Consider the following 23035-nt stretch of genomic DNA (forward strand, 5'->3'; position numbering starts at 1 on the left):
GGTTCTAAATAAATCCACTTGTTTAATTAAAAATAACAAGCACTAGGATATAAAATTCCCATATGTGATTGCATACCCAAAATTAAATATACAATATTTATAGTATATCATTTTTTAATATTTGTTCTACAAAAAAATAATGCTTTAAAAGCATTATTTTAATTTTGTTAATTTGACTAAAGATTTTGCATAAATTTCCATCATTTTCTTTAAATCATCAATTTTTACATATTCATTATATGCATGCATAGTTGAATCATTCATATCAAATTCTGCTCCAAAGGCAATCATATTTGGCATTGATTTTGCAAATGTTCCCCCACCAATTGCTATTGGTTCAGCTTTTAAATCCCCAGTTACTTCTTTATAAACTTGCATAATGTTTTTTACAACTTCACTATCTTTTGGAAAATAAACTCTATCCTCAATTGAAGATAATTTTAATTCAATGTTTTGATTTGAAACAAATTTCTCTAAAACTTCCACAACATCTTTTTTTGGTTCTCTTGTACAAGGTATTCTAAAATTAATTGTAAATCTAAAATCTCTTTTAGAAACTTCAACTATTCCATTACAAGCAGTTAAACTTCCAGTCTCATCTGTTAAGTCCCCAAATATTTCTTTCATATCAAAATTTAGGTGAGCATATTTTGAAACAAATTCAGTCAAAGGATGTTTCAATCCAATTTCAGCAATTGCTTTTAATAATCAAGTTGATGCAGATATTCCTTTAAATGGTAAACTTCCATGAGCTGATACTCCTTTTACAAATAAGTAGTTATCTTTTTCATAAGAATCAATTGAGTTTTTCTTTAATCAAGCTGCAATTTCGCTTTTTTTAGGTCCATTATATTTAACTAAATCATTTACGGCGTTGTAAACTTCTCCTCCACTTAATTCAAATTCGGATTCAAATTTTCCCACTAAATCAACATCAGCAATTCATTTTTCTGCATAGACAACAGGAAAATGACCATCAGGAACATATCCTAAATCACATAATTGCTCATTTGCAACATATGCTTCCATACATTCTCAGTTTGTTTCTTCACTTGTACCAAAAATAAATCTAACTTTATAATCCGGTTTAAAACCATTATCAATTAAATATTTAAAAGCAAAAATATTCATCATTGTAGGTCCTTTATCATCGAAAGTCCCTCTACCAATTAATTTTCCATCTTTTATTATTGGTTCAAATGGATTAGTTTTTCACTCATCAATATTTCCTGCAGGAACAACATCTAAATGACAAATTATTCCAAATAATTTATCTCCAGTTCCATAATCTGCATAACCGTATCTGTAATCTGGAGCTATAAAAGTTTCAAAACCAAAACCCTTTAGTAAATCTATACAATGATTTAGAACATTTTTTATTTCTTGATGTACAGGCGCTCCATATGTCAGATCTCTTCTATAAGATGGCATAGCCACTATTTTTTTTGTTTCTTCCAAAGCTTGATCAAAATATTGACCTAATAATATTTCTTTAACTACATTCATAAATATTCTCCTTAATTTTTATTTCTTTCTTTTACAACAATATCATAGGCATCATTTATTTGAGCCATTTTTTCTTTTGCATATTCATTATTATTTTTATCAGGATGATACATTTTAGCAAGTTTTAAATAGGCTTTTCTAATTTTATCATCTGAATCAGTTGGTAACACTTCCAAAATTTTGTAAGCTTCTATTAATTTTAACTGCATTTCATTAACTTCAAAATTTGTTTTATTTTTTTCATTTGATTTAACTTGTAATTGAATTTCAATCATTTCAATAATTTTATTTAATTGTTTAGAAAATTCAAGAAACTGACTATCAATATATTCATTTAAACTTTCTGGTTTAATTGATTTAAAACTTTTATTTTCTTCTTTAAAAATGATAGCTGGTATAACTGCTAAAATAAATGTCTGCTTATACAAATTAAAAGTTTTTGTAATAAACTCACTATATATCAATAATAGAACTTTTGTTGAAAATACAATAAAATTTTTTTTGGATAAGTTTTCAAAAATTACAAAAAAATCAAATTCTTTAACTGCTCAATAATCATAAAAACTTTTTTGAGTATTTTCAATAGTTAAAATTAGTTTTTCATTTTTATATTTTTTCTTTATTTCTTTAAATTCAGATTTGAAAGGAAATCTATTAAAACTTTCAACTAAATCAATTTCCTTTATTAAAACAATTTTATCCTTTTGACTTGCAAATGAGGATTTAAAACTTTTTAATGCTTCATTAACTTGAATATTATCTTTACTATTTTTTTCACGTTTTCCTAATTTAATCTTATACAAAAAACTTAAAATACCAAATAAAAATAATAAAATAAAAACTAATACTCAAAATGACATTATTAAACTCCTCTTTTCATTAAAAAAACTCCTATTTAAAGGAGCCTCTTATTTATTATTATTTAGATTCTTGGGGAATAACAACAGCTCTAGTTCTGTTTTTACCAAATCTTTGATATTTTACTATTCCTGATACTAATGCAAATAATGTATCATCTCCACCACGTCCAACATTTACACCTGGATGGATTTTTGTTCCTCTTTGTCTGAAAATTATAGAACCTGCATTAGCAAATTGTCCATCTGCTTTTTTAGCTCCTAAACGTTTTGATTCTGAGTCACGACCATTTCTAGTTGACCCTACTCCCTTTTTAGAAGCAAAATATTGTAATCCTAATAAGAAACGCATATTAAATCATCCTTTCTATTTTAAAATTCTTTGGATATTGTACCTCAATAGTTTCTAGTTGAATAATCATAAACTCTAATAGATGATTTAATAAATTATCCTCTATTATTACTTTTATTTCTATTCTATTTGCATCAACATTAATTTCTATATTTTTATTAAATTTAATATCTAATGCATTTAATGATCCTGAAACTATCCCTGTAATTGCAGCACATACAAGATCTTCTCCATGATCTTTTAAATTTGCATGTCCACTTATTACAAATGAATTTATTTTATTTTCCTTTTTAAAAATTTTTGCTTTTACCATCAACTATTCCTCTGTTTTATTTGAAGTAGAAGTTTTTGGTGCAGCTGTTGTTTTTGGTGCAGCTGATTCTATTGTTGGTTTTGAACCACTTAATGAAATAGTATCAATCTTAACCTTAGTATAAGGTTGTCTGTGACCATATACTTTATTAACATTTTTCTTAGGGTGATATCTAACAACTCTAAGTTTCTTTCCTTTACCTTGTTTAACAACAGTTCCTACAACTGTTGCTCCTTTTATTAAAGGTGAACCTACAGTTCCATCAATCATTAGAACTTCATTAAAAGTAAATTTTTTACCTTCTTCGACCTCTAATTTTTCAATATAGATTTCATCTCCTGATTGAACTTTAATTTGTTTTCCACCAGTTTTTATAATTGCGAACATCTTTATTCCTCCCAGTCTAGACTCGCCTTGTATGTGAGTTATTTTGCAAACTTCTTTATAACATACAAAAGTGCGGTTGAAACTAGCAACCTAAATAATTTTATACCAAATTAATAGATTTTTTTACTTTTTTTTACTTTTTTAAGCAAATATTAAAACAAATTTACTACATTTGGAACATTATTTTCAGCTTCAATTGCAGCTTTATTTGAAGTTGAATTATCTGTCTTAAAAGTAGAATTCCCAATTTTAGCATCTAGCTTATCAACTTTATTTAATGAAATTGCTGTAAAAACAGTAGTGGCAATTGTTCCTATTGAATTTGAGAAAAGATCACCAAGTGATTTTGTAATAGAACTAAAACCATTAAGTAACGCTCCTGAGATTCCTTTACCTCCAATAATTTCTCTTGATTTTTGTATAGATAATTTTTCCATATTTAGACCTCCTTTATTAATGTCGTCATAATATTTAAAAAATTAATCTTTATAAAAATATTTTGTTAATTCATTTTTACTTACAGAGTACTTTTTTGAAATAGTTTTTATTGCTTCCTTTTTACTAATATTTTCTGATATTAGTTTTTCAACCTCACATATAATTAATTCCATATCTACTTTTATTTCATTTTTTAAAGAATATTTAGAATCAATAACAATACAAAATTCTCCTTTTAAAACTAATTGATTATTATTAATATATTCACAAATCTCAATAATTGTTCCCCTTAAAAACTCTTCATTAAGTTTTGTTAATTCTCTTGCTAATACAATATTTGTATTTTCATTTAATTGTAGAGAGAGCTGATTTAATGTTGCTTGAACTCTATGAACAGATTCATAAAAAGATATAATAGTATCACCATTCTTATTATCCTTAAAGATTTCTTGCATATCTTTTTCTATATTTTTTTTATCTAAAAAACCCAAAAATAAATTCCTTTTGGCAACAAAACCTGAAGCTGCTATTGCATGAATATATGCAGGACCACAGTTTATTGAAGTTATATTCACTTTTATATCATTTTCAATAATATTTTTAGTAACAATGGCTCCTGGATCACTAATACAAGGAACACCTGCATCACTAATTATCGCTATATTTTTACATTTTTTAATATCATCAATTATTGTTGGCAAGATTGAATATTCATTAAATTTATGTAAAGCCTTTAATTTCTTTGATATCTTTAATTTTTCAAATAATTTAAAACTTACTCTAGTATCTTCACAATAAATAACATCAGAGATTTCAAAAGTGTCAATTACTCTTTTTGATATATCATTTAAATTACCAATTGGAGTTCCCACTAAATATATAGTGGTCAAATCATTTTTAAATGTGCTTTGAACTTTTAACATATGGCACTCTCCTTTTATACAAAAAAACCTAATAAAATTATTAGGCTAATTATTTGATATCTTTAATTGTTATTTTATAAGGTTCTTTTAGTTCTCTTACTTCAACTGAGTCTCCAACAACTTTACCCATCATTGCTTTTGCCAATGGTGATTCGTTTGAAATTTTATTTTCAAATGGATCTGCTTCAATAGCTCCTACAATTTTAACAGTCATTTCTTTTTTAGTTTTTTGACTTGTAAATGTAACTTGACTTCCAATTTTTACTTCTTTGTTTTTTGAATTAGAATCTTTAATAATCTTTGCTTTTGAAAGCATTGCTTCTACTTCTTTAATTCTTGCTTCTACTTCAGCTTGTCTGTTTCTTGCTGCATCATAATCAGCATTTTCTGATAAATCTCCCTGTGCACGTGCTTCAACAAGTTCTTCAATAACTTGTGGACGGATATTATTGATTAAATGAGTTAACTCTTCTTTTAATTCCTTAAGACCCTCTGCTGTTAAAATAATATCTTTATCTATCATATGAATCCCCTTTTATTAACTAAAATATTATACATTTTTTTATTATAAAAATGACTATATTATTCTATTTTTTATTATCTAATTGTTTTTTTAATTCCTTAATGTTTAAAACAATTTCATCCTTCTTAACAATACTCTTTATTTCTTCAAAACTAGCATTATAGAAGTCTATTCTTGAAGGAAATTGATTATTTATTTTTTGAATCATTTTCTCTCCAATACCTTTTATTGTAGCTAATTCATCTCTTGTAAAAGATTTATTATGTTTTTTTCTAAAACCAGCAATAGCATAACTATGAACTCTATTTTGAATTAATTCTAAGAATTTAAAAACTTCTTGAGATTTATCTAAATATATTTCTTGCATATCATAGTTCAAAATATATTCAGTCCTATGTTTATCATTTTTAACAAGTCCAATTATTGGAATATTTAAATCCAATAATTCTAATTGTGACCTGGCAGCATTTACTTGAATTTTACCTCCATCCATTATTATTAAATCTGGTAAATTTTTTTCTTCACCAATTTCTTTTTGATATCTTCGATAAATCATATTTTGCATTCTTTGAAAATCACCTTTTTCATCAATTATAATATTATACTTTCTGAAGTCATTAAAACTTGGTTGTGCTCCTTTAAAAACAACCATAGCACCAGTTACAAATTCATCTAAGATATTGGCTACATCAAACATTTCAATATGATATGGATAATTTGGAAGATTTAGAGTTTTTTGTAAGTTATCAAGTAATTCTTCTTTACTCATTGATTTTTGATTTTTATAAATTTCTTGTTGTCTAATATATTCCTTAGCATTATTTCTAGCTAGTTCCAATATTTTTAAACTAGTTTCATCATTTCCATAAGTTATTTTTTCTTGAAATAAAAACTTTAAACTTGTTTGTTCCAATATTTTAGGAAGAATAATATAATCAGGAAGCATATTTTTTAAGTATATTTGCATAATAAAATTTTCAAATAGAGATATTAAATCCTCTAGACTATTTTTAATAATTAATTGGTCTTTTAAAATTAATTTTCCACTTCTATAAAATAAAACAACAAAACAGATATATTCTTCTGATTCAAAATAATTAAAAACATCACGATTTAAATTATCATTAATATCAACAAATTGTTCTACAATTGAAAAATTTAAATGAGCTATAATATCTTTTATTCTTTGTGCTTCTTCAAACTGAAGATTATTTGAAGCAATAATCATTTTTTCCTCTAGTTTATTTTTAAAATCATTATTTGTTCTATTAAAAAAATTTTTAACTTTTGTTATTTGTTCTTGATAATATTCCTTTTCAACATCCTTAAAGCAAGCACCAGAACATTGGTCAATATGAAAGTGAATACATGGTTTACCCAAATTACCTTTACATCGTCTTAAGGGATAAATTCTTTCTAGTGTTTTTAAAATATTTCTAGCACTAGTTCCATCTGGAAGCGGTCCAAAAGATATTTGATTTTTATTATCAAAATTTCTAGTATATACATAAATTGGATCATGTTCTTTTGTAATAGCAATATAAGGATATTTTTTATCATCATTTAAAACAATATTATATCTTGGACGATATTTTTTTATTAGGTTTTGCTCTAAAATTAAAGATTCCTTTTCATTGTCAGTAACTATAGTTTCAATATCAAATATATCTCTAACAAGTTGTGTTGTTTTAAAATTATGAGCCTTATTAAAATAACTTGTAACTCTCTTTTTAAGATTTTTGGCTTTTCCAACATAGATTACTTGATCTTTTTTATTTTTATACAAATAGCAACCAGATTTCTCTGGTAAATTTTTAACTATGTTTTCCATAAATCTCACCTCAAATATAATTATATATAGTTAAATAAATTAAAATCAGCAAAACTAATTTGCTGATTTTAATATACATCTTCATTTTGAATATAAACATCTCTTGGTTTTGAACCATTTTGAGGTCCAATGATACCGCTTTCTTCAAGTTCGTCAATAATTCTCGCAGCACGGTTATAACCAATATTAAATTTTCTTTGAATTAAGCTTGTAGAAGCTTTTTGCGTTCTAATTACATAATCTTTAATTTCATCAAACATTGAATCCTGACCAGCTCCAAGATTAACAGTAAAACTTGGTTCCTCTGCTTCAGCTTTTAAAAATTCTGTGTCAAAAATTTGTTGTTGTTGACTTGAACAATGTTTTACTAATTTCTCAATTTCATCATCACTAATGTAAGCTCCTTGAGCTCTTACAAGGGATGTGCTTCCAGGAATTGTATAAAGTAAATCTCCTTTACCAATTAATTTTTCAGCTCCATTTGAGTCTAATATTGTTCTTGAGTCAATTGATGATGCAACTGAGAAAGCTAATCTTACAGGTATATTTGATTTAATAACACCTGTAATAACATCAGTTGATGGTCTTTGAGTAGCTACAATTAAGTGAATTCCTGCAGCTCTTGACAATTGTGTAAGTCTCATAATTGAGTCTTCTACATCTTTTTTATTTGATGTCATCATTAAATCAGCAAGTTCATCAATAATAATTACATAATAAGGTAACTTAGTTGAATCTGTTTTCTGTTTAGCATTAAATCCTGCTATATTCTTAACCCCATATGTTGTAAATAATGCATATCTTCTTTCCATTTCATTAATAACTTTTTTTAAAGCACTATTTGCAATATTCATATCACTAATAACTGGTGCAAGTAAATGTGGAATTGAAGAGTAAACTGAAAGTTCAACCTTTTTAGGGTCAATCATTAAGAACTTAACTTCATGTGGTTTTGCTCTCATTAAGATTGAAGAGATTATTCCATTTATCATAACTGATTTACCACTACCTGTTGAACCAGCAACAAGTAAATGAGGCATTTTATCTAACTCACCAAATAGTAACTCTCCAGTAACTGTTTTACCAATAGCAAATAATAACTTATTACCCATTTTTACAATTGGTGTATTTTCAATAACCCCTCTCATTGGAACTGCTTCTGGTTTATCATTTGGTATTTCAATACCCACGGCAGCTTTTCCTTGAATTGGAGCTTCAATTCTAACATTTTGACTTGCCAGTGCTAATTTTAAATCATTTTCCAATGAAGTAATACTATTAACTTTTGTTCCTGGCTCAGGTTGTACTTCAAATTTAACTACACTAGGTCCAATGCTCATATTTTTTACACTAGCTTTTACACCAAACTGTTTAAATGTTTCATTGATACTTTCCGCCTTTTGTTTGGCTGAGTTAGTAATTTCTTCTTGGTCTTTTAAATTCACAACATGTACTTTTAAAATATCAATTGATGGTAATTGATATGAATTGTTTACAAATTGTTCCTTTTCAACTGCTTTATTTTTGTTAACTTCCATAGTTTGATTAACTTTGTTTGTTGATTGATATGATGATGAAGAATGTAAAATATTTCTTGAAACATTCTCTTGCATTGGTGAAGTATAATCACCATAATCCTCAATCATTTTTTTCTCTTCTTCTTTTTCTTTTTTACTTTCACTAATAAAATGATCTAATGTAATTTGACCTGATTGAACTTCATCAATTTTAATTGAGTTTTTTCTATTTCTTGATTGTACTAATTCTAGTGTCTTTCCATTTGCACCAAAAGGAGTTATATTTGTTTCTTTAGCTAATTCTTCTCTTGCTTTTTCAGTTGATACTTGACCATATTTTGTATCATATGGAAGAGAATCATAACTATAGTCTTTTTCTCTTCTTGGAATATAATTATGTTCTTCTCTAACTAAATTTTCAGCTTGTTGTCTAGCTTCATGAATTTTTTGATCTAAATTATAATCAACTATTCTATTTTGATTTGGATTTTGAGTTAAATTTGGATTTTGATTTTGATTTTGATTTGGATTAGCATATTGCTCTTTATAATTTTGATTTGAATTGTAACTTTCTAAATTTACATTGGAAAAATCATCATTATAAAAATCAGTATTTACTTCTTCATAAATATTATTTTCATAGTTTCTATGAAAACTTGGAAGCTCGATTGTAATATCTGATTCTTTTGATGAAGACAAAATTATTCTTTCATCAAAAGTTTCGTCATTTTGAATATTTAAAATATTTAAAATCCCTCTTCCGTTACTTTCTCTTTTAGGTTTTTCAGAAGCTGGATAATTTACACTTTGAGTATTTTTTAGGGAAAGAATTCTTAATCTTTTACCTCTACGCTTATGCTTTGGTTTTAAGAAAAAGAAAGGATCTCCAGTAAAAATTCAAATCATATCCAAAACAAGAAATAAAATTGCAATAATTAAACCAACATATATTGATGTATATGCAAATATTCCAGAAAGAAGAGTTCCTATTAATCCTCCACCAGATCAAGTTGTAAAGTATGTACTTGGGTCTGCTATTCAAATTGTTCCACTATTCTCACCTCAAATAGAGTTATTTTTTCAATTAGTTAAATAAGAATTTAATGAGTCTTTTAGTATTGTTCCTGACCATATATCTTTTACTATAAAATCTTGTGTTTTTACATGATAAGCAACAATAAACAAAATTGCACTAATAATTCAACATAAGCAAATCCAAGTTAAAAAAATCATAGCTATAAACCTTTTTTTAGGTTTAAATTTTATTCCAAAATAAATTGAAAAGTCTAGTAAGAAAAATAAAGAGTATAAAAAATATTTAAATCATCCAAATGGCAAATTAAAAATTACATCATCGAAGAATTGACCTACTATTGTAATTCTTCCCAATGACATTAAATTTAAAAAAAATAATACTAAAGCTCCAACTATTCAAGAAATTGAGTCATTTTTTCTTTGTTTTTTTTGAATAGAAAAAGCCCTTGTGCGATCATTATCATTATGATTATTTAGCCCTTTGTTATTATTCATCATTTCACCTTAATTTTGCCCTTACCATATGATTTTAATATATTTTAACCCTTTTTTACATTCAATTAGCAAAAACTCATAGAGACTATGAGTTTTTTGATTTAGTCATTTTTGGCTCAAAAAACGAACCATCTAATTCATTAATTATTACTAAAACAATTGGTTGCTTTCCAGTTTCTTGTTTCAAAGTACTTCTAATTCTTGAAACAATTTCCTTTTTAATTGCATTTAAATCAAAACTAGCAGGTTTTGTTTTTGCCTCATTTTTATATTTCTCTAAAATATCAATTATTTGTTTTTGCATTAATTTAAAAATAGGATTTTCATCAGTAATGTAAATAACACCTCTCATTTGAATATCTATTAATGATATTAATTCTTTTGTTTTACTATTTACATTTGCACCAATTATAACTGCTCCATCAGTTGCAAGCTGCTTTCTTTCATTTAAAACAACTGCTCCAATATCGCCAACACCAATTCCATCAACATTTACATCTGCTGTTTTTATTGAATCAGAACCAATAACTAGCTTTCCACCATCACTAATTTTTAAAATTTGCCCATTATTAATTAGTTGAATATTTTTCTTTTCAACTCCTGCTTCAATTGCTGCTCTTTCAGCACTTAAAAAATCTTTATATAAACCCTTAATTGGAATAAATGATTTTGGTTTCATTATTCTTGTCATCAATTTTATATCTTCATAACTTGCTCTCATAGATCAAATATTTTTATCACTTAATGATATTAATTTTGCATTTGTTCTTGATAATTCATCTAAAATTTCAGCATGTCTTTTTTCTACCCCAGCTGCTGGTGGAGTTGCTAATATAATAGTATCATTCTCTGTAAATTCAACCTTATCATCATTTCCTGCAGCTATTTTTGCAAGTCTTGCATATAGAAGATCTCCTGCTCCAGTTAAAAGCAAAATACCATCTTGAGATTTCATAAAGTCTTCAATAGATATAATGTCTTTTTCAGTGATTTGTAAACTTTCTTGTATTACTTTTGATTCAACAACCTTAGTAATTGTTTTTCCATAAATTGCTATTTTTCTATCATTTGCCTTTGCTTGTTTTATTATTTCAAATAATTTAAAAACATCTTCTTCAAACATTCCTAAAATTAAACGTCTTTTTTTATCTTTCATTGGCGCTGCAATGAATTTTTCAATTCTATGATTTGGAACTGTATATCCAATTCTTGATGCGTATTCTGCATCACTTATTAATGCCAAAACACCCTTTTGAGCAATTTGATTTAAGTGATTCATATCTGTTGAGAAATATGATTGTTCATTTCCATCAATAATATAATCACCTGCATATACAATTACACCATCTTGCGTATGAATTGCATAACCATATGATTCTGGAAATGCAGCTGTTGTTCTAAAAGCTTCTATTTTTACATCACCAAAATTAATGATATCTTTATCATTAATAATTTTAAAATTATTTTCTCTATTTTTAATTCTGTATTTTAAATTTCTATATTTCAAAATTGTTGTTGTAAGTTCATTGCAATAAACTGGTACATCTATTTCTCTTAAAATGTAACTAATTGCTCCTGAATTATTTGAACTTGGATTTGAAAGAAAAATTCCTTTAATTTTTTTTGAATTTGCTTTCAAAAAGTCAAAATTTGGAATTATTACATCAATTCCTAATACACTTCTTTCTGGAAATTTAATTCCAGCATCAAAAATATATAAATTATCATTAACACTAATAACAAAAATATTTTTTCCTCTTTCGTCTTGACCACCAAGAGCCATAAATTTAATATCTGCCATATTTTTTCTCCTTTTTTTAATTTCTTCTTATTATTTTGTTTAATTTTTTAATAAACGTTAACCAGAATTGAATTCTATTTAATTATAATTTATTTATAGTTAAAGTAAAGTTTTTTTAAATAAAAGAATAAAATCTTAATGAGAGAGGAAGAAATTTATATGTATATTTCAGTAGAAGATTATTCATTAAATTACGATAAATATTTCACTTTAGATGTTAGAACAGAAATGGAATTTAAGACTTTACCTCATTTTGATTGAGCAATAAACGTGCATATTGATGAATTTATAAAAAAATTTGAAACTATTTTAAAAGAAAAGAATCCTGAAAATAAGCCAATTGTGACTGTATGTAATGCAGGAAATAGAAGTGGCGAAGTTGCTAGATTTTTATTAGAAAATGGTTATAATGCAAAAACACTTGATGGTGGGATTTATAAGTATAAAAGAAAAATAAGATAATTAATTTATCTTATTTTTTAATTCCTCTTCTAATTTTTTTAAAAATAACTTAATTGAAAATTCTTTTGAAGTTAAACTTAATGTTTTTCCTTCAAGTTCTGCCTTAATTTTTAGTTTCTTTAGATTATTTGTATTTACTAAGTGCTTTGATAAAATTAAAATCTTATCATTATTAATACTATCAATATTTTGAATAGTGCCTATTTCATTTAAAATTTTTTCATAAATAGTTCAGCCTTTTTCAATTGAGTTTATCCCAAATTTTTCTTTTCTCTTTCTTAACATACTTAATGTTGAAAAATAAAGAAACAAAGAAATGAAACAAATAATAAACAAAATGGCAATAACAATATATAGAATATTATTCATTATTCAATTATCTCCTTATCTTTAATAAAAATATCTCTTAAAATTTGAATTTTACTTGTATTTTTAGAATTACTAATATCAGTTACTACTTTTATATTTATTTTTGAAGGTCTTATTTCAATTTCTAAATCATTAACTGAATATTCAACAGTATCAATTATCATTATCTCATTTGATTTATCTTCAAATTTTAATTTTAAAATATATTGATCATTTAAAATTAGAGGTGCATTTAATGTTCTAAATTTATTAGTACTTACAGGAACTAATTCTTGTAGTTGATACAATTGACTATTTCTTGACAAAATCACCGCTCCACCAGCTGATTTCATATAACCACTACTTCCATTAGAAGTAGAAACAACAATTCCAGTTCCATGAAATTTTTCCAGAAATTCATTATTTATATAAATTTCAACATATAATGGTGTTTTTTCATTAAGAATTTTAACTTCATTTGCAGCAATTAAATTTTGAGATTTTGTTTTAATTTCTAATAATTCAAAATTATTTAAACTAAAATTATTTTTTTCAATTGAATCTATTGTAGCGTCTAAGTTTTCAACTCTATTTTTATTAGTATAGAAACCAATTCCCCCAGACTTAAACGGCACAAATTTAACATCTTTTATTTGTTCTTTATATTTAGAAACAGCCTTTAGAAAAGTACCATCTCCTCCAAATATAAAGATATAATTTGGTAACTTTTCATTATAAACTCATCCTCTTGATTCCAACTTTTCTTTTAAATGAAAAACAACTTCTTCTGTTGATTTATAATCATTTTTTATAATACTAAATGAAAGCATTATTTCACCTCTAAACTATTATTAATTTTACTTATTTTTGGGAGAAAAATATATAAAGATTGTATAATATTAAATGTAAATCAAGGAGCAAAGAATTATGACTAAAAAGAGAATGTTGTCTGGTATAACCACTACAGGAAAAATGACATTAGGAAACTATATTGGAGCTATGAAAAATTTTGTAGCATTACAAGATGAATTTGAAATGTATGTATTTGTAGCTAATCTTCATGGAATAACTACCCCAATTGATAAAGAAACTTTAAGAAAAAATATAAAGGAAATGGTCACTTTATATTTTGCTTGTGGAATGGATCCTAAAAAATCAACAATTTTCTTACAAAGTGATGTTTTAGAACACACTCAACTAGGTTGAATTCTTACATGTAATACAACAATTGGTGAATTACAAAGAATGACTCAATTTAAAGATAAATCAACTAAAGTAAAATCTGAAAATGGAACTGAATTCATTCCTACTGGTTTACTAACATATCCAGCACTAATGGCAGCAGATATTCTACTTTATGATGCTGAATTTGTACCAGTTGGGAAAGATCAAAAACAACATATTGAATTAACAAGAAATATTGCAGAAAGAATGAATAATAAATTTGGAGAAATGTTTACAATTCCGGGAGATTACACTCCAAAAGTTGGATCAAAAATAATGGATCTACAAGATCCTACAAAAAAAATGTCAAAATCTGCTGCTAATCCAAAAAGTTTTATTGCTTTATTAGATGATATTAATGAAGTTAAAAAGAAAATAAAGTCTGCTGTAACTGATTCAGAAAATATTATTAAATATGATATTGAAAAAAAACCAGGTGTAAGTAACTTATTAACAATTTACTCAGCTTTGAAAAATATTTCAATTGAAGAGGCAGAAAAGTTTTTTCATAATAAGGACTATGGAGTATTAAAAGAAGAAGTTTCAAATGTAGTTGTTGATTTATTAGAAAAAATTCAACTAAAATTTAAGGAATTATTTAACTCTGATTTAGTAGATTCTTGATTAGAACAAGGCGCAGAAAAAGCAAGAAAATTAGCAAGTAAAAAATTAACAAAAGTAAAAAATTTAACTGGTTTAAACTATAAGAGAAAATAAAAAAAACTCTTAAGTAGAGTTTCTAATCTAATCAGCAGCACTTCATTGTGTTGCTTTTATTTTTTTAACAATTTTTGTACAATCATCTTTATGTCTAAATTCTCTACACTGTGGATGAATTGCAATTAGATTATCTGATGTTAATTTAAAATTTTTAAGATCAATAAATTCACATACTCATGAGAAATCTCCCTTTTCAAATTTTGATTTATCCATAAAAAATTTACATATAAAACACAATCTAAATTTATCTTCATCTCTATTAATTAATTTGGGAGAATTATTTCAAGCACTAATTATATCCTCTTTTGAAAATTCAATTTTATTATTCTCTAATATTTTTGCCATAAGGTACCTCTTTTAATCATTATAATATTAACACAATTAAAAAAATGAGCTAAAATTGCTCATTTCATTATTTTTTAGCTTCTAAAGCCTTTTTAGATGAAGTTACGATTGATTCAAATTGTTTTGGTTCGTGAATTGCTAATTCAGATAACATTTTTCTGTTAATATCAATTCCTGCTAATTTTAAACCATTCATAAATTTTGAATAACTTAATCCTAATGGTCTAACTGCTGCATTTATACGAATAATTCATAATTTTCTAAAATCACGTTTTTTAAGTTTACGTCCAACAAAAGCATAAGCCATAGAACGTACAACTTGTTCATGAGCCTTTTTATAGTTTGCTTTTTTTGTTCCATAGTAACCTTTTGCTCTTTTAATTCAACGTTTTCTTCTTGCTCTAGTTACTTTACCAAATTTTACTCTTGCCATATTGTTCTACCTCCTAATTTTGTAATAATCCTTTTAGACGTTTCATATCTCCAGCTGAGACGAAAGTTGCTTTTTTCAAATGTCTTTTTCTTTTTGTTGATTTATTTTGTGCTAAATGAGATCTATAAGCTTTACCTCTTTTTAATTTACCTGCACCAGTTTTTTTAACTCTTTTTGCTAAAGAGCTTTTTGTCTTCATTTTTGGCATAAATTCTCTCCTCCTATAATTAACCTTTTTTTGGCACTACATACATATCTAAGAATCTTGTATTTAGTTTAGCTTCTTTTTCAACTTTTGCAATATCTTCAATTTTTGTAAAGAATTTATCTAATGTTTCTTTACCAAATTCTTGAAAAGTAATCTCTCTACCCTTAAATTTTAATGATACTTTAACTCTATCGCCTTGTAATAAAAATTCTCTTGCTTTTCTAGCTTTAGTATCTAGATCATGCTCTCCAATTCCTACAGTTAAACGAATTTCCTTATTTTCAACTTTAACTTGATTTTTCTTATTTTCTTTTTGTTTACGTTTTTGTTCATATTTGAACTTACCATAATCAAGTATTTTAGCAATAGCTGTATTACTATCTTGCATACCAACTTGAAATAGGTCTAAACCTGCTTCTTCTGCTAATTTTAAAGCTTCAAATTTATTTAATGGACCATTTTTAGTCCCATCATCATTAATAATTAAAATTTGTTTTGCTCTAATTTCTCTATTTACAAAATCTGTTATTATTTTTTTATTGTCTGCCATTTGTCCTCCGAAATAAAAAGTGTGCCGTTAAAAGATTAGGAGCACACTTAAAATTTATTTATTTTATATATAGATAATAAATAAGTTTTATACCGTTTCTTTACAAATTACGGTGAGCTGTGCGCTTCTTTCTTTAAACCTTAATTATTATAATATAGTTTTTTGAAATTTCAAATTTTTTTTGAAATTTATATTATTCTAACTGAAACTGCTTATTTTTTAGCAATGACTTCTATTTCAATTAGCCCATTTTTAGGTAGTTTTGAGACCTCAAAGGCACTTCTGGCTGGTTTATGTTCTTCAAAATAATCTGCATAAATATGATTAATTACATCAAAATTTGCAATATTTTCAATTAATACTGTAGTTTTAATTATATTTTTTTTAGTAAAATTAGCTTCTTTTAATATCTCATCAATATTTTGTAAAGCTCTTTTTGTTTGTAACTCAATATTTTCTTCTAAATTCATTGTCTCAGGATTTAATCCTAATTGTCCAGAAATATATAAAAAATTTTCTTCAGTTAATATGGCTTGTGAATATGGGCCTATTGCTTTGGGTGCCTTTAAAGTGTTAATAATTTTCATTTTTTTCTCCTTTTGTAATTAATAATACTAATTTTATTTTCTTAATTACCTCTTTTAAATTTCTTTTATTTATACCTATATTTAATCTAATTCAGATATCTTTACAATCTGCAAAGTCATCTGAATAGCTTAAAATTAAGTTATTTTCTATAAAGTGTTGTTTTAGTTCCTTTAAATCCAAATTTAATTTCAGTTTTATTCAAACTAGATAGGAAGCTTCCATTTCCATAATTTCTAAACTCTTAAAACTAGATAATTCTTGAGTTAAAAAAATATAATTCGAATATATATATCTTTTTAGAGTTTGTAATCAATTATAAGAATAGGAATTTGTATATGCGCTTACCAAGGCTGGTTGAAAAAAGATATTTGAAGAGGTTAAGGAATCAGACTCGTATTGATTTGAGATTTGTTCCAAGATTTTTTTATTAGAACAAATCATATACGACCCCTTTAAACCTCCCAAATTAAAAGTTTTATTTGGCGAATTACATACTATAAAATTATTAAATTGAGACGAATAATTTAATAAAGAATTATGCTTTTGATTTAAAACCAAATCCCCATGAACCTCATCAGAAAATATTAGAACATTATGTCTATTACATATCTCTATAATTTTAAGTATTTCTGTTTGTTCTCAAACCCTTCCTCCAGGATTATGAGGATTACATCATAAAAATAGTTTTATTTTATTTTTAACAATTTGACTTTCAAAATTTTCAAAATCAATATAATAATTATTATTTCTATAAATTAGATTATTATATATTACATTTCTTTTTGTTTTAATAATTGATCTTTCAAATGGTTGATATATTGGTGATTGAATCAAAACTGATTCATTTTTCTTAGTAAAGCACTTTACTACTTCAAACATTGCATTTACTGTTCCATGAACTAACTTTATTAAGTCAATTTCTAAAATTATATTATGCATTTTTTCATATCAAATTTTAATTGCTTCAAGAGACTCTCTTTTTGTGTAAGTATAACTATAAGTTTTTTTCTTAGCTCTAGAAATTATTGATTTGACAATGGGTTTTGGTGTTTGAAAGTCTAAGTCCGCAATTGAAAGATTATAAAATTTTTTTGAAAAATCAATTTTGTAATTTTGTTCTAAGTATTCAATAGATCATTTTCTTTCATTGTTTTTTGATCTATCAATTTTTCTATTAAAGTCTTTATTCATTATTTTCACCTAGTTTCTTATTAATTTTGCAATTTCATTTTTTAGCTTCTCAACTTTTGGGCCAATAATTATTTGAATATTATAATCATCGATATACTTAATTGCTATTGCTCCTAAATCTTTTACTGCTTCTTGGGAAATATTCTTAGGATTATTTAAAGTAATTCGCAACCTTGTATAACAATTATTTAAAGTTTTTATATTTTCTTTTCCCCCTAACAATTCAATATATTTTGCAGCCACCTCATTTGAAGTATCTATTTTTTCATTTTTTTCATTACTTATTAAAGTAATTTTTTCTTCTTCACTTAATGCTTCTCTACCAATAGTTTTTACATCTCTATATTTTATATAAAAATAAAAGGTTGAGAAATAGAGTGCTCCCCAAATTGGACCAACTAGTAGAATATAGTATCATTTAGTTACTAACCCTTGCATTAATCCAAAAACAATAAAATCAATAATATTACCATCTGTATTTCCAATTTTTACTTGTAATAATCCTACAATCATATATGCTAGTCCAATATAAAAACAATGAACCAAATATAACAATGGAGCAACAAATAGAAATAGAAATTCTAAGGGCTCGGTAATTCCCCCTACAACACTTGCAACAATTCCAGGTATTATTACAGACTTTACCATTTTTTTCTGTTCCTTTTCTGCAAGAACATATATGGCAATTGCTGCCATTGGTAAACCAAACATTACCGTAGGCATATATCCTTGAGATAGAAATCTAGTTGCTGATGCAGAAATTGGCAATCCTAATTCTAATTCCTTATAAAAAATATTTAAAGCTCCTGTAATTTTTTCTCCACTTGGAAGAACAATTGTTCCTCCAACAGCTGAAAATCTAACGATTGTATTTATAACGTGATGCATCCCTGTGGGTCTTACTAAACTTTCTGTAAATCTATATAAGAAAGGACCAAATCAGTCTACCTTTTGTACTCCTAAACCAATTCAATATATTAATTGATTAAAACAAGGTCATATAAAAGTTGTAGGAATTGCTATTGCAGAAAATATTAACAATGAGATTATTGGAACAAATCTAGTCCCACCTCAAAATGATATTGAATTTGGCAAACTAATATATTGAAATTTTTCATGTAGCCAATATACTAATAGACCAACAAATATAGCTCCTAATACTCCAATATCCATAGTTTTAATACCCAAAATTGATTGTGTTGATTTACCAATAAATGTCCCTTCTGAGGTCAAATTCTCAGGTAAAACATTTAAAGTAAAATTAATAACAAAAAGCATTGTAACATAACCAATAAAACCACTAAACGCAGCTGATCCTTGATTATCAGAAGCTAAACCTATTGGAATAGCCATAGCAAACATAAATGGCAAAAAAGTAAATCCAATTGCTCCAATTGTTTTTAATAAAACAAAAAAATCATATAGACCTCTAGTTTTTAATCAAGGTATTTGTATAATAGTTGCATTAGAAGTAAGCGAAGCACCAATTCCTAATAAAATTCCACAAAAAGCCAACATTGCAATTGGAAGCATAAATGTTCTTCCTAACTTTTGAAATTTATTTAATAAACCATTTCTTGATTTTTTAGTATTAATTTTTTCCATATTTTTTTGATTTTTAAACCCTAACCTTTTCATACTTATTATTCCTTTCACTTTAATATTACTTAAAGCAAAAAAATAATTAAGAGTTCTAGTTAATGTTGTACCTTAGTTAATCACCTTGTACCTTCTTAAGTAAATGATTTGTTAAATCCATATAAATATAGTCCAAAATTTGGATTAAACATTGACCCCTTATTGAAAATGAGTCTCAAATTTTATCTTCAAGTTGTGGTATTTCAATTACATTATCACAATACTTTTTTATTTCTCCATTATCGCCAAGAATTCCAAAAATATATGTCTTGTCTTTTAACTTTGATGCAAATTCAATTAGATATTTACTATTTCCAGATAAACTCAAAATAAATACAACATCATTTTTATTAATCTGTTGAACGTAGGACTCTATAGAATTTAAATCTCTTTCTTGTATTATAGTTTTATTTAACCATCTAATTCTTTGAACAAAATTCCTTGATATATTATAAGCTAAATTCATTCCAAACATATAAATTGAATTTGCTTTAGATATTTTATCTAAGAGTTCTTTTATTTTATCTTCATTTGAAAGATATCTTTTTAAAACAATATCAGAAGACTTGTTTTTAATTTCTAAATAATTTAGATATTTATCATTATTATCTATTAATTGCTTTTTGAAATTAAACTGATTATTTAGTTTCAAATTATTTTTTACTAAGTTTTTAATTTGAAACTTTAATTCACTATAACCTGATAAACCAGTCTTATTACAAAATCGAATAATGGATGGTTTAGAGGTATTTGTCTCTAAAGCCAATTTTTCAAGACTATAGTCATTAATAATTTTGAGATTGTTTAGTATGAAATTTGCAATATATGAGTTAATATCTTCAATACTTTTATTGGCCATTGATTTTAAGATTGCTAAAAATTTTAATTCTTCCATACTAATATTCCTCTATGTATAAATCTATTTGGGAAATTTTATTTCCTAGTTAATCTTATCTTTAAAAGTAAAGTTTTAAACAATATTTCAAACTTTAAAATTTTTTTAGGAATATAATTTTATTAGGATGTGATTTTATGTTGGATATAATAAAATTTAATTTTAAAAGAATGAAAAGTAAGTGATATTTAATACTTGGGTTTTTATTTATTTTTTATTTTTATTTTTTGATTCTTGATATAGCAACTCTTATTATTTCTGAAATAAGTTTTGAAGAGAAAATGGAATTTATAAATATTAGAGGTCAATTTATAAATATAAGTTTTATTCTATTTTTTATGTTCTTTAATTGATATCTTTATAAAGATTATCAAAGCGGAATCTGAAATCATTTAGTAAGTTCAAAAATTAAATCTAAAAAAATAATTCTCGCTTATATATTAACTGGTTTTATTATTTCAATAACTAACTTAATAATTTATTTTCTCTGATCTATAATTTTTTATAGAAATTATTTAAATGACTATGGAGTTATTAACTTTTTTATAAATAATTTTTTTAAACAATTTTCATTAATTATAACTATTTTTGTTATATTAATATTAATTTTTAAAATCTCTCCTGATAAAAAAGAATTATCATTAATTTTTTTTGCAGTGATACTATTGTATTTCACATGAATAGACTATTTTTTGCCATTACTTAGTTTTAGTGTAAATAATAAAATAATAAAAATAATAGTTAACTTAATTCCACTTATTAACATATCAATGATTAATAGTTTAAATGAATATATTTGATTAGATATATTAGTTAATTATTCATTAATAGTGTCTGGAGCACTAATATTTACTTTTAGAAAATAGGAGGTTTTTATGAAAATCAATATGAATAAAAAAATATCAGACTTTTTTCAAATTAATATTAATGATTTAGAAATAAGTGAAAATGAAATTATTGGAGTTATGGGTGCAAATGGTTCAGGTAAAACTACATTTCTAAGACTATTGTCAAATAATTTTAAAAGTAGTAAAAATGTTAAAGTTGATCAAAATTATAGTTATTGTATATTACAACAAATAAGTGATTTTGGACTTGTTAAATTAGTAGATTTAGTTATTATGTTTAATAACCTAAATAAGAAAAATATTGATATAAATAAATTTTTTGATAATTATGATTTACTACCATTTAAAGAAGCCTATTTTATTAAACTATCTCCAGGACAACAGCAACGTTTTAAATTTATGCTTATTCAGTTATTTAAAACAGATATTTTAATTTTAGATGAAACATTTAATTTTCTTGATAGTGCTTGAAAAAATAAATTATTAAATGATATAAAAGAAATAAAAAATAATTACAAAAATCTCTTTATTATTGATCATGACTTAGAAAAAATAAAACAAATTTGCAATAGAATCATTTGTTTTAAAAATGGTGAAATTGTAATTGATTCAAAAGATGTTAATTCAATTAATCAAATAGATATAGACAATATATTAGTTAAATAAAAAATTCAACTAAATTAGGTTAGTTGAATTTTTTTATCTAAATTTATCTATATCAGCTATATTAGGATTTTCTCTTTCAATATTCCTTATAAGCTTATTCTTTTTACAATAAATTTCAATCTCCTCTGAAGTAACTTCAATTTTATTTTTTAAGACATCAGTTGCTTTTACATTATCATATTCATACTTTAAATTTCTAATCCCATTTTCCAATTTATATAATCCTAAAATTTTATTATGCTTCAGTTTTTGCTCTTCTTTTGTAATATTTTTATCTGGAATTTTTGTTGAACCAGGAAAATAATCAATATCAATATGTTTACAACCTATATGATGATATCCCTTTGAAATTGCTTCACTCATTGTAATATATTTATTATCATATTGTTCTAAAGATAAAATAGTATTTTCAAAAGGAATACATAACTCACAACTATCTTCTTCTGGTTGAACATAAACAATTGTTCTTAATCTCAAAGCTTCCTTTTTACCAAATCAATTATAAATCCCAAGCATTGGTCTATTACTTCTATTCTCTTTTGCTTCTGTTATCTTCTTATCAACTTCAGAATCTATAAACTCTTTTGGATTATTTACTATGTCTTCCTTCTCTTTTACTTTTTTAGTTATTTTGTTTCAAGGAATAATAAAATAAAGTAATATAAGAAATAAAACAATAATCAAAATAGCTCATCAAGGAAATTTATCCATAATTTCTATTAATTATTATGATCATTAAGATGTTCATAATAATCTCTTGCCTCCTTTAAATTTATTCTTTGTTCTTTTTTACAACTCACACAAATTCCATTATAAGAAGACTTTGTTTCAAAATTAATTGGATTTTTAAAAACAAATTTTTTAAAATCTCAACAACTTTTGCAAAAAGTAAATATTCAATCAGTATCTTGTTCAAAATTAAAAGCCATATTTTCCTCCAA

Annotated in this window: 26 protein-coding genes, 1 pseudogene and 1 other annotated feature; of the genes and pseudogenes, 4 read left to right on the plus strand and 23 right to left on the minus strand. The window is 25.1% G+C overall.

Features of this window, described 5'->3' with window-relative positions; all coding sequences use genetic code 4:
- Window positions 1-153: 153 nt before the first annotated feature.
- The 11 genes and pseudogenes from AACL04_RS03410 to AACL04_RS03460 form a co-directional block, all read right to left on the minus strand.
- Complete coding sequence (locus AACL04_RS03410; RefSeq protein WP_339029569.1) at window positions 154-1506, minus strand: Sapep family Mn(2+)-dependent dipeptidase; 1353 nt, start codon at window positions 1504-1506, stop codon at window positions 154-156.
- 11 nt (window positions 1507-1517) lie between these two features.
- Window positions 1518-2366, minus strand: a complete 849-nt coding sequence (locus AACL04_RS03415) for a J domain-containing protein (RefSeq protein WP_339029571.1) — start codon at window positions 2364-2366, stop codon at window positions 1518-1520.
- A 58-nt stretch (window positions 2367-2424) separates the two neighbouring features.
- Window positions 2425-2715, minus strand: coding sequence for a 50S ribosomal protein L27 (rpmA, locus tag AACL04_RS03420; RefSeq protein ID WP_053945913.1), 291 nt, complete (start codon window positions 2713-2715; stop codon window positions 2425-2427).
- A 1-nt stretch (window position 2716) separates the two neighbouring features.
- Window positions 2717-3028, minus strand: a complete 312-nt coding sequence (locus tag AACL04_RS03425) for a ribosomal-processing cysteine protease Prp (RefSeq protein WP_339029574.1) — start codon at window positions 3026-3028, stop codon at window positions 2717-2719.
- A gap of 90 nt (window positions 3029-3118) precedes the next feature.
- A pseudogene (gene rplU / locus AACL04_RS03430) lies at window positions 3119-3415 on the minus strand (50S ribosomal protein L21); the annotation flags it as partial.
- An 8-nt stretch (window positions 3416-3423) separates the two neighbouring features.
- Window positions 3424-3503 (minus strand) — a sequence feature (ribosomal protein L21 leader region).
- A 64-nt stretch (window positions 3504-3567) separates the two neighbouring features.
- The gene (locus tag AACL04_RS03435) at window positions 3568-3852 is read right to left on the minus strand and encodes a hypothetical protein (RefSeq protein ID WP_339029576.1); all 285 of its coding nucleotides are present in this window, start codon (window positions 3850-3852) and stop codon (window positions 3568-3570) included.
- A 42-nt stretch (window positions 3853-3894) separates the two neighbouring features.
- A complete protein-coding gene (gene rsmI, locus AACL04_RS03440) occupies window positions 3895-4776 on the minus strand; it encodes a 16S rRNA (cytidine(1402)-2'-O)-methyltransferase (RefSeq protein ID WP_339029578.1) in 882 nt (293 codons plus the stop codon).
- A 49-nt stretch (window positions 4777-4825) separates the two neighbouring features.
- Complete coding sequence (gene greA / locus AACL04_RS03445; protein WP_422397910.1) at window positions 4826-5296, minus strand: transcription elongation factor GreA; 471 nt, start codon at window positions 5294-5296, stop codon at window positions 4826-4828.
- Window positions 5297-5363: 67 nt separating this feature from the next.
- On the minus strand, window positions 5364-7130 hold the full coding sequence (uvrC, locus tag AACL04_RS03450; RefSeq protein ID WP_339029582.1) for an excinuclease ABC subunit UvrC: 1767 nt from the start codon (window positions 7128-7130) through the stop codon (window positions 5364-5366).
- 68 nt (window positions 7131-7198) lie between these two features.
- A complete protein-coding gene (locus tag AACL04_RS03455; RefSeq protein WP_339029584.1) occupies window positions 7199-10177 on the minus strand; it encodes a DNA translocase FtsK in 2979 nt (992 codons plus the stop codon).
- An 85-nt stretch (window positions 10178-10262) separates the two neighbouring features.
- Window positions 10263-11978 (minus strand): ribonuclease J, encoded by a 1716-nt coding sequence (locus tag AACL04_RS03460; protein WP_339029586.1) that lies wholly within the window; start codon window positions 11976-11978, stop codon window positions 10263-10265.
- 159 nt (window positions 11979-12137) lie between these two features.
- On the opposite strand from AACL04_RS03460, the gene AACL04_RS03465 reads away from it, so the two are divergent.
- Window positions 12138-12440, plus strand: a complete 303-nt coding sequence (locus AACL04_RS03465) for a rhodanese-like domain-containing protein (protein WP_339029588.1) — start codon at window positions 12138-12140, stop codon at window positions 12438-12440.
- Here AACL04_RS03465 and AACL04_RS03470 read toward each other — a convergent pair whose 3' ends face one another.
- Together AACL04_RS03470 and AACL04_RS03475 are read right to left on the minus strand one after the other, a co-directional pair.
- On the minus strand, window positions 12441-12809 hold the full coding sequence (locus AACL04_RS03470; RefSeq protein ID WP_339029590.1) for a hypothetical protein: 369 nt from the start codon (window positions 12807-12809) through the stop codon (window positions 12441-12443).
- Window positions 12809-13618 (minus strand): hypothetical protein, encoded by an 810-nt coding sequence (locus tag AACL04_RS03475; RefSeq protein WP_339029592.1) that lies wholly within the window; start codon window positions 13616-13618, stop codon window positions 12809-12811. The genes AACL04_RS03470 and AACL04_RS03475 overlap by 1 nt, the downstream gene beginning before the upstream one ends.
- 97 nt (window positions 13619-13715) lie before the next feature.
- On the opposite strand from AACL04_RS03475, the gene trpS reads away from it, so the two are divergent.
- Window positions 13716-14729 (plus strand): tryptophan--tRNA ligase, encoded by a 1014-nt coding sequence (gene trpS, locus AACL04_RS03480; protein WP_339029593.1) that lies wholly within the window; start codon window positions 13716-13718, stop codon window positions 14727-14729.
- 27 nt (window positions 14730-14756) lie between these two features.
- Here the strand turns inward: trpS and AACL04_RS03485 are convergent, their stop codons facing one another.
- From AACL04_RS03485 to AACL04_RS03520, 8 genes are all read right to left on the minus strand, one after another.
- Window positions 14757-15077 carry a hypothetical protein gene (locus AACL04_RS03485; RefSeq protein ID WP_339029594.1) on the minus strand — a complete coding sequence of 107 codons (321 nt, stop codon included), beginning with the start codon at window positions 15075-15077 and terminating at the stop codon, window positions 14757-14759.
- 67 nt (window positions 15078-15144) lie between these two features.
- Window positions 15145-15510: a 50S ribosomal protein L20 gene (gene rplT, locus AACL04_RS03490; protein WP_339029596.1), complete on the minus strand. Its 366-nt coding sequence runs from the start codon at window positions 15508-15510 to the stop codon at window positions 15145-15147.
- A 13-nt stretch (window positions 15511-15523) separates the two neighbouring features.
- Window positions 15524-15718 carry a 50S ribosomal protein L35 gene (rpmI, locus tag AACL04_RS03495; RefSeq protein ID WP_339029598.1) on the minus strand — a complete coding sequence of 65 codons (195 nt, stop codon included), beginning with the start codon at window positions 15716-15718 and terminating at the stop codon, window positions 15524-15526.
- Window positions 15719-15737: 19 nt separating this feature from the next.
- On the minus strand, window positions 15738-16268 hold the full coding sequence (infC, locus tag AACL04_RS03500) for a translation initiation factor IF-3 (protein WP_339029600.1): 531 nt from the start codon (window positions 16266-16268) through the stop codon (window positions 15738-15740).
- Window positions 16269-16480: 212 nt separating this feature from the next.
- Window positions 16481-16855, minus strand: a complete 375-nt coding sequence (locus tag AACL04_RS03505) for a Rid family detoxifying hydrolase (RefSeq protein ID WP_339029601.1) — start codon at window positions 16853-16855, stop codon at window positions 16481-16483.
- Window positions 16842-18047 (minus strand): MalY/PatB family protein, encoded by a 1206-nt coding sequence (locus tag AACL04_RS03510; protein WP_339029603.1) that lies wholly within the window; start codon window positions 18045-18047, stop codon window positions 16842-16844. Before AACL04_RS03510 ends, AACL04_RS03505 begins: the two co-directional genes overlap by 14 nt.
- A 9-nt stretch (window positions 18048-18056) precedes the next feature.
- Complete coding sequence (locus AACL04_RS03515; protein WP_339029605.1) at window positions 18057-19685, minus strand: PTS transporter subunit EIIC; 1629 nt, start codon at window positions 19683-19685, stop codon at window positions 18057-18059.
- Window positions 19686-19761: 76 nt separating this feature from the next.
- A complete protein-coding gene (locus AACL04_RS03520) occupies window positions 19762-20580 on the minus strand; it encodes a MurR/RpiR family transcriptional regulator (RefSeq protein ID WP_339029607.1) in 819 nt (272 codons plus the stop codon).
- A 137-nt stretch (window positions 20581-20717) separates the two neighbouring features.
- On the opposite strand from AACL04_RS03520, the gene AACL04_RS03525 reads away from it, so the two are divergent.
- Together AACL04_RS03525 and AACL04_RS03530 are read left to right on the plus strand one after the other, a co-directional pair.
- Window positions 20718-21446 carry a hypothetical protein gene (locus tag AACL04_RS03525; RefSeq protein ID WP_339029609.1) on the plus strand — a complete coding sequence of 243 codons (729 nt, stop codon included), beginning with the start codon at window positions 20718-20720 and terminating at the stop codon, window positions 21444-21446.
- Window positions 21447-21455: 9 nt separating this feature from the next.
- A complete protein-coding gene (locus tag AACL04_RS03530) occupies window positions 21456-22094 on the plus strand; it encodes an ATP-binding cassette domain-containing protein (protein ID WP_339029611.1) in 639 nt (212 codons plus the stop codon).
- A 33-nt stretch (window positions 22095-22127) separates the two neighbouring features.
- Here the strand turns inward: AACL04_RS03530 and AACL04_RS03535 are convergent, their stop codons facing one another.
- Complete coding sequence (locus tag AACL04_RS03535) at window positions 22128-22805, minus strand: hypothetical protein (RefSeq protein ID WP_339029613.1); 678 nt, start codon at window positions 22803-22805, stop codon at window positions 22128-22130.
- A gap of 8 nt (window positions 22806-22813) precedes the next feature.
- Window positions 22814-23023, minus strand: a complete 210-nt coding sequence (locus AACL04_RS03540; RefSeq protein WP_339029615.1) for a hypothetical protein — start codon at window positions 23021-23023, stop codon at window positions 22814-22816.
- Window positions 23024-23035: the final 12 nt, after the last annotated feature.

The sequence above is a fragment of the Spiroplasma endosymbiont of Cantharis nigra genome (genome assembly GCF_964019925.1).
In the GTDB taxonomy this organism is placed as follows: domain Bacteria; phylum Bacillota_I; class Bacilli_A; order Mycoplasmatales; family Mycoplasmataceae; genus Spiroplasma_A.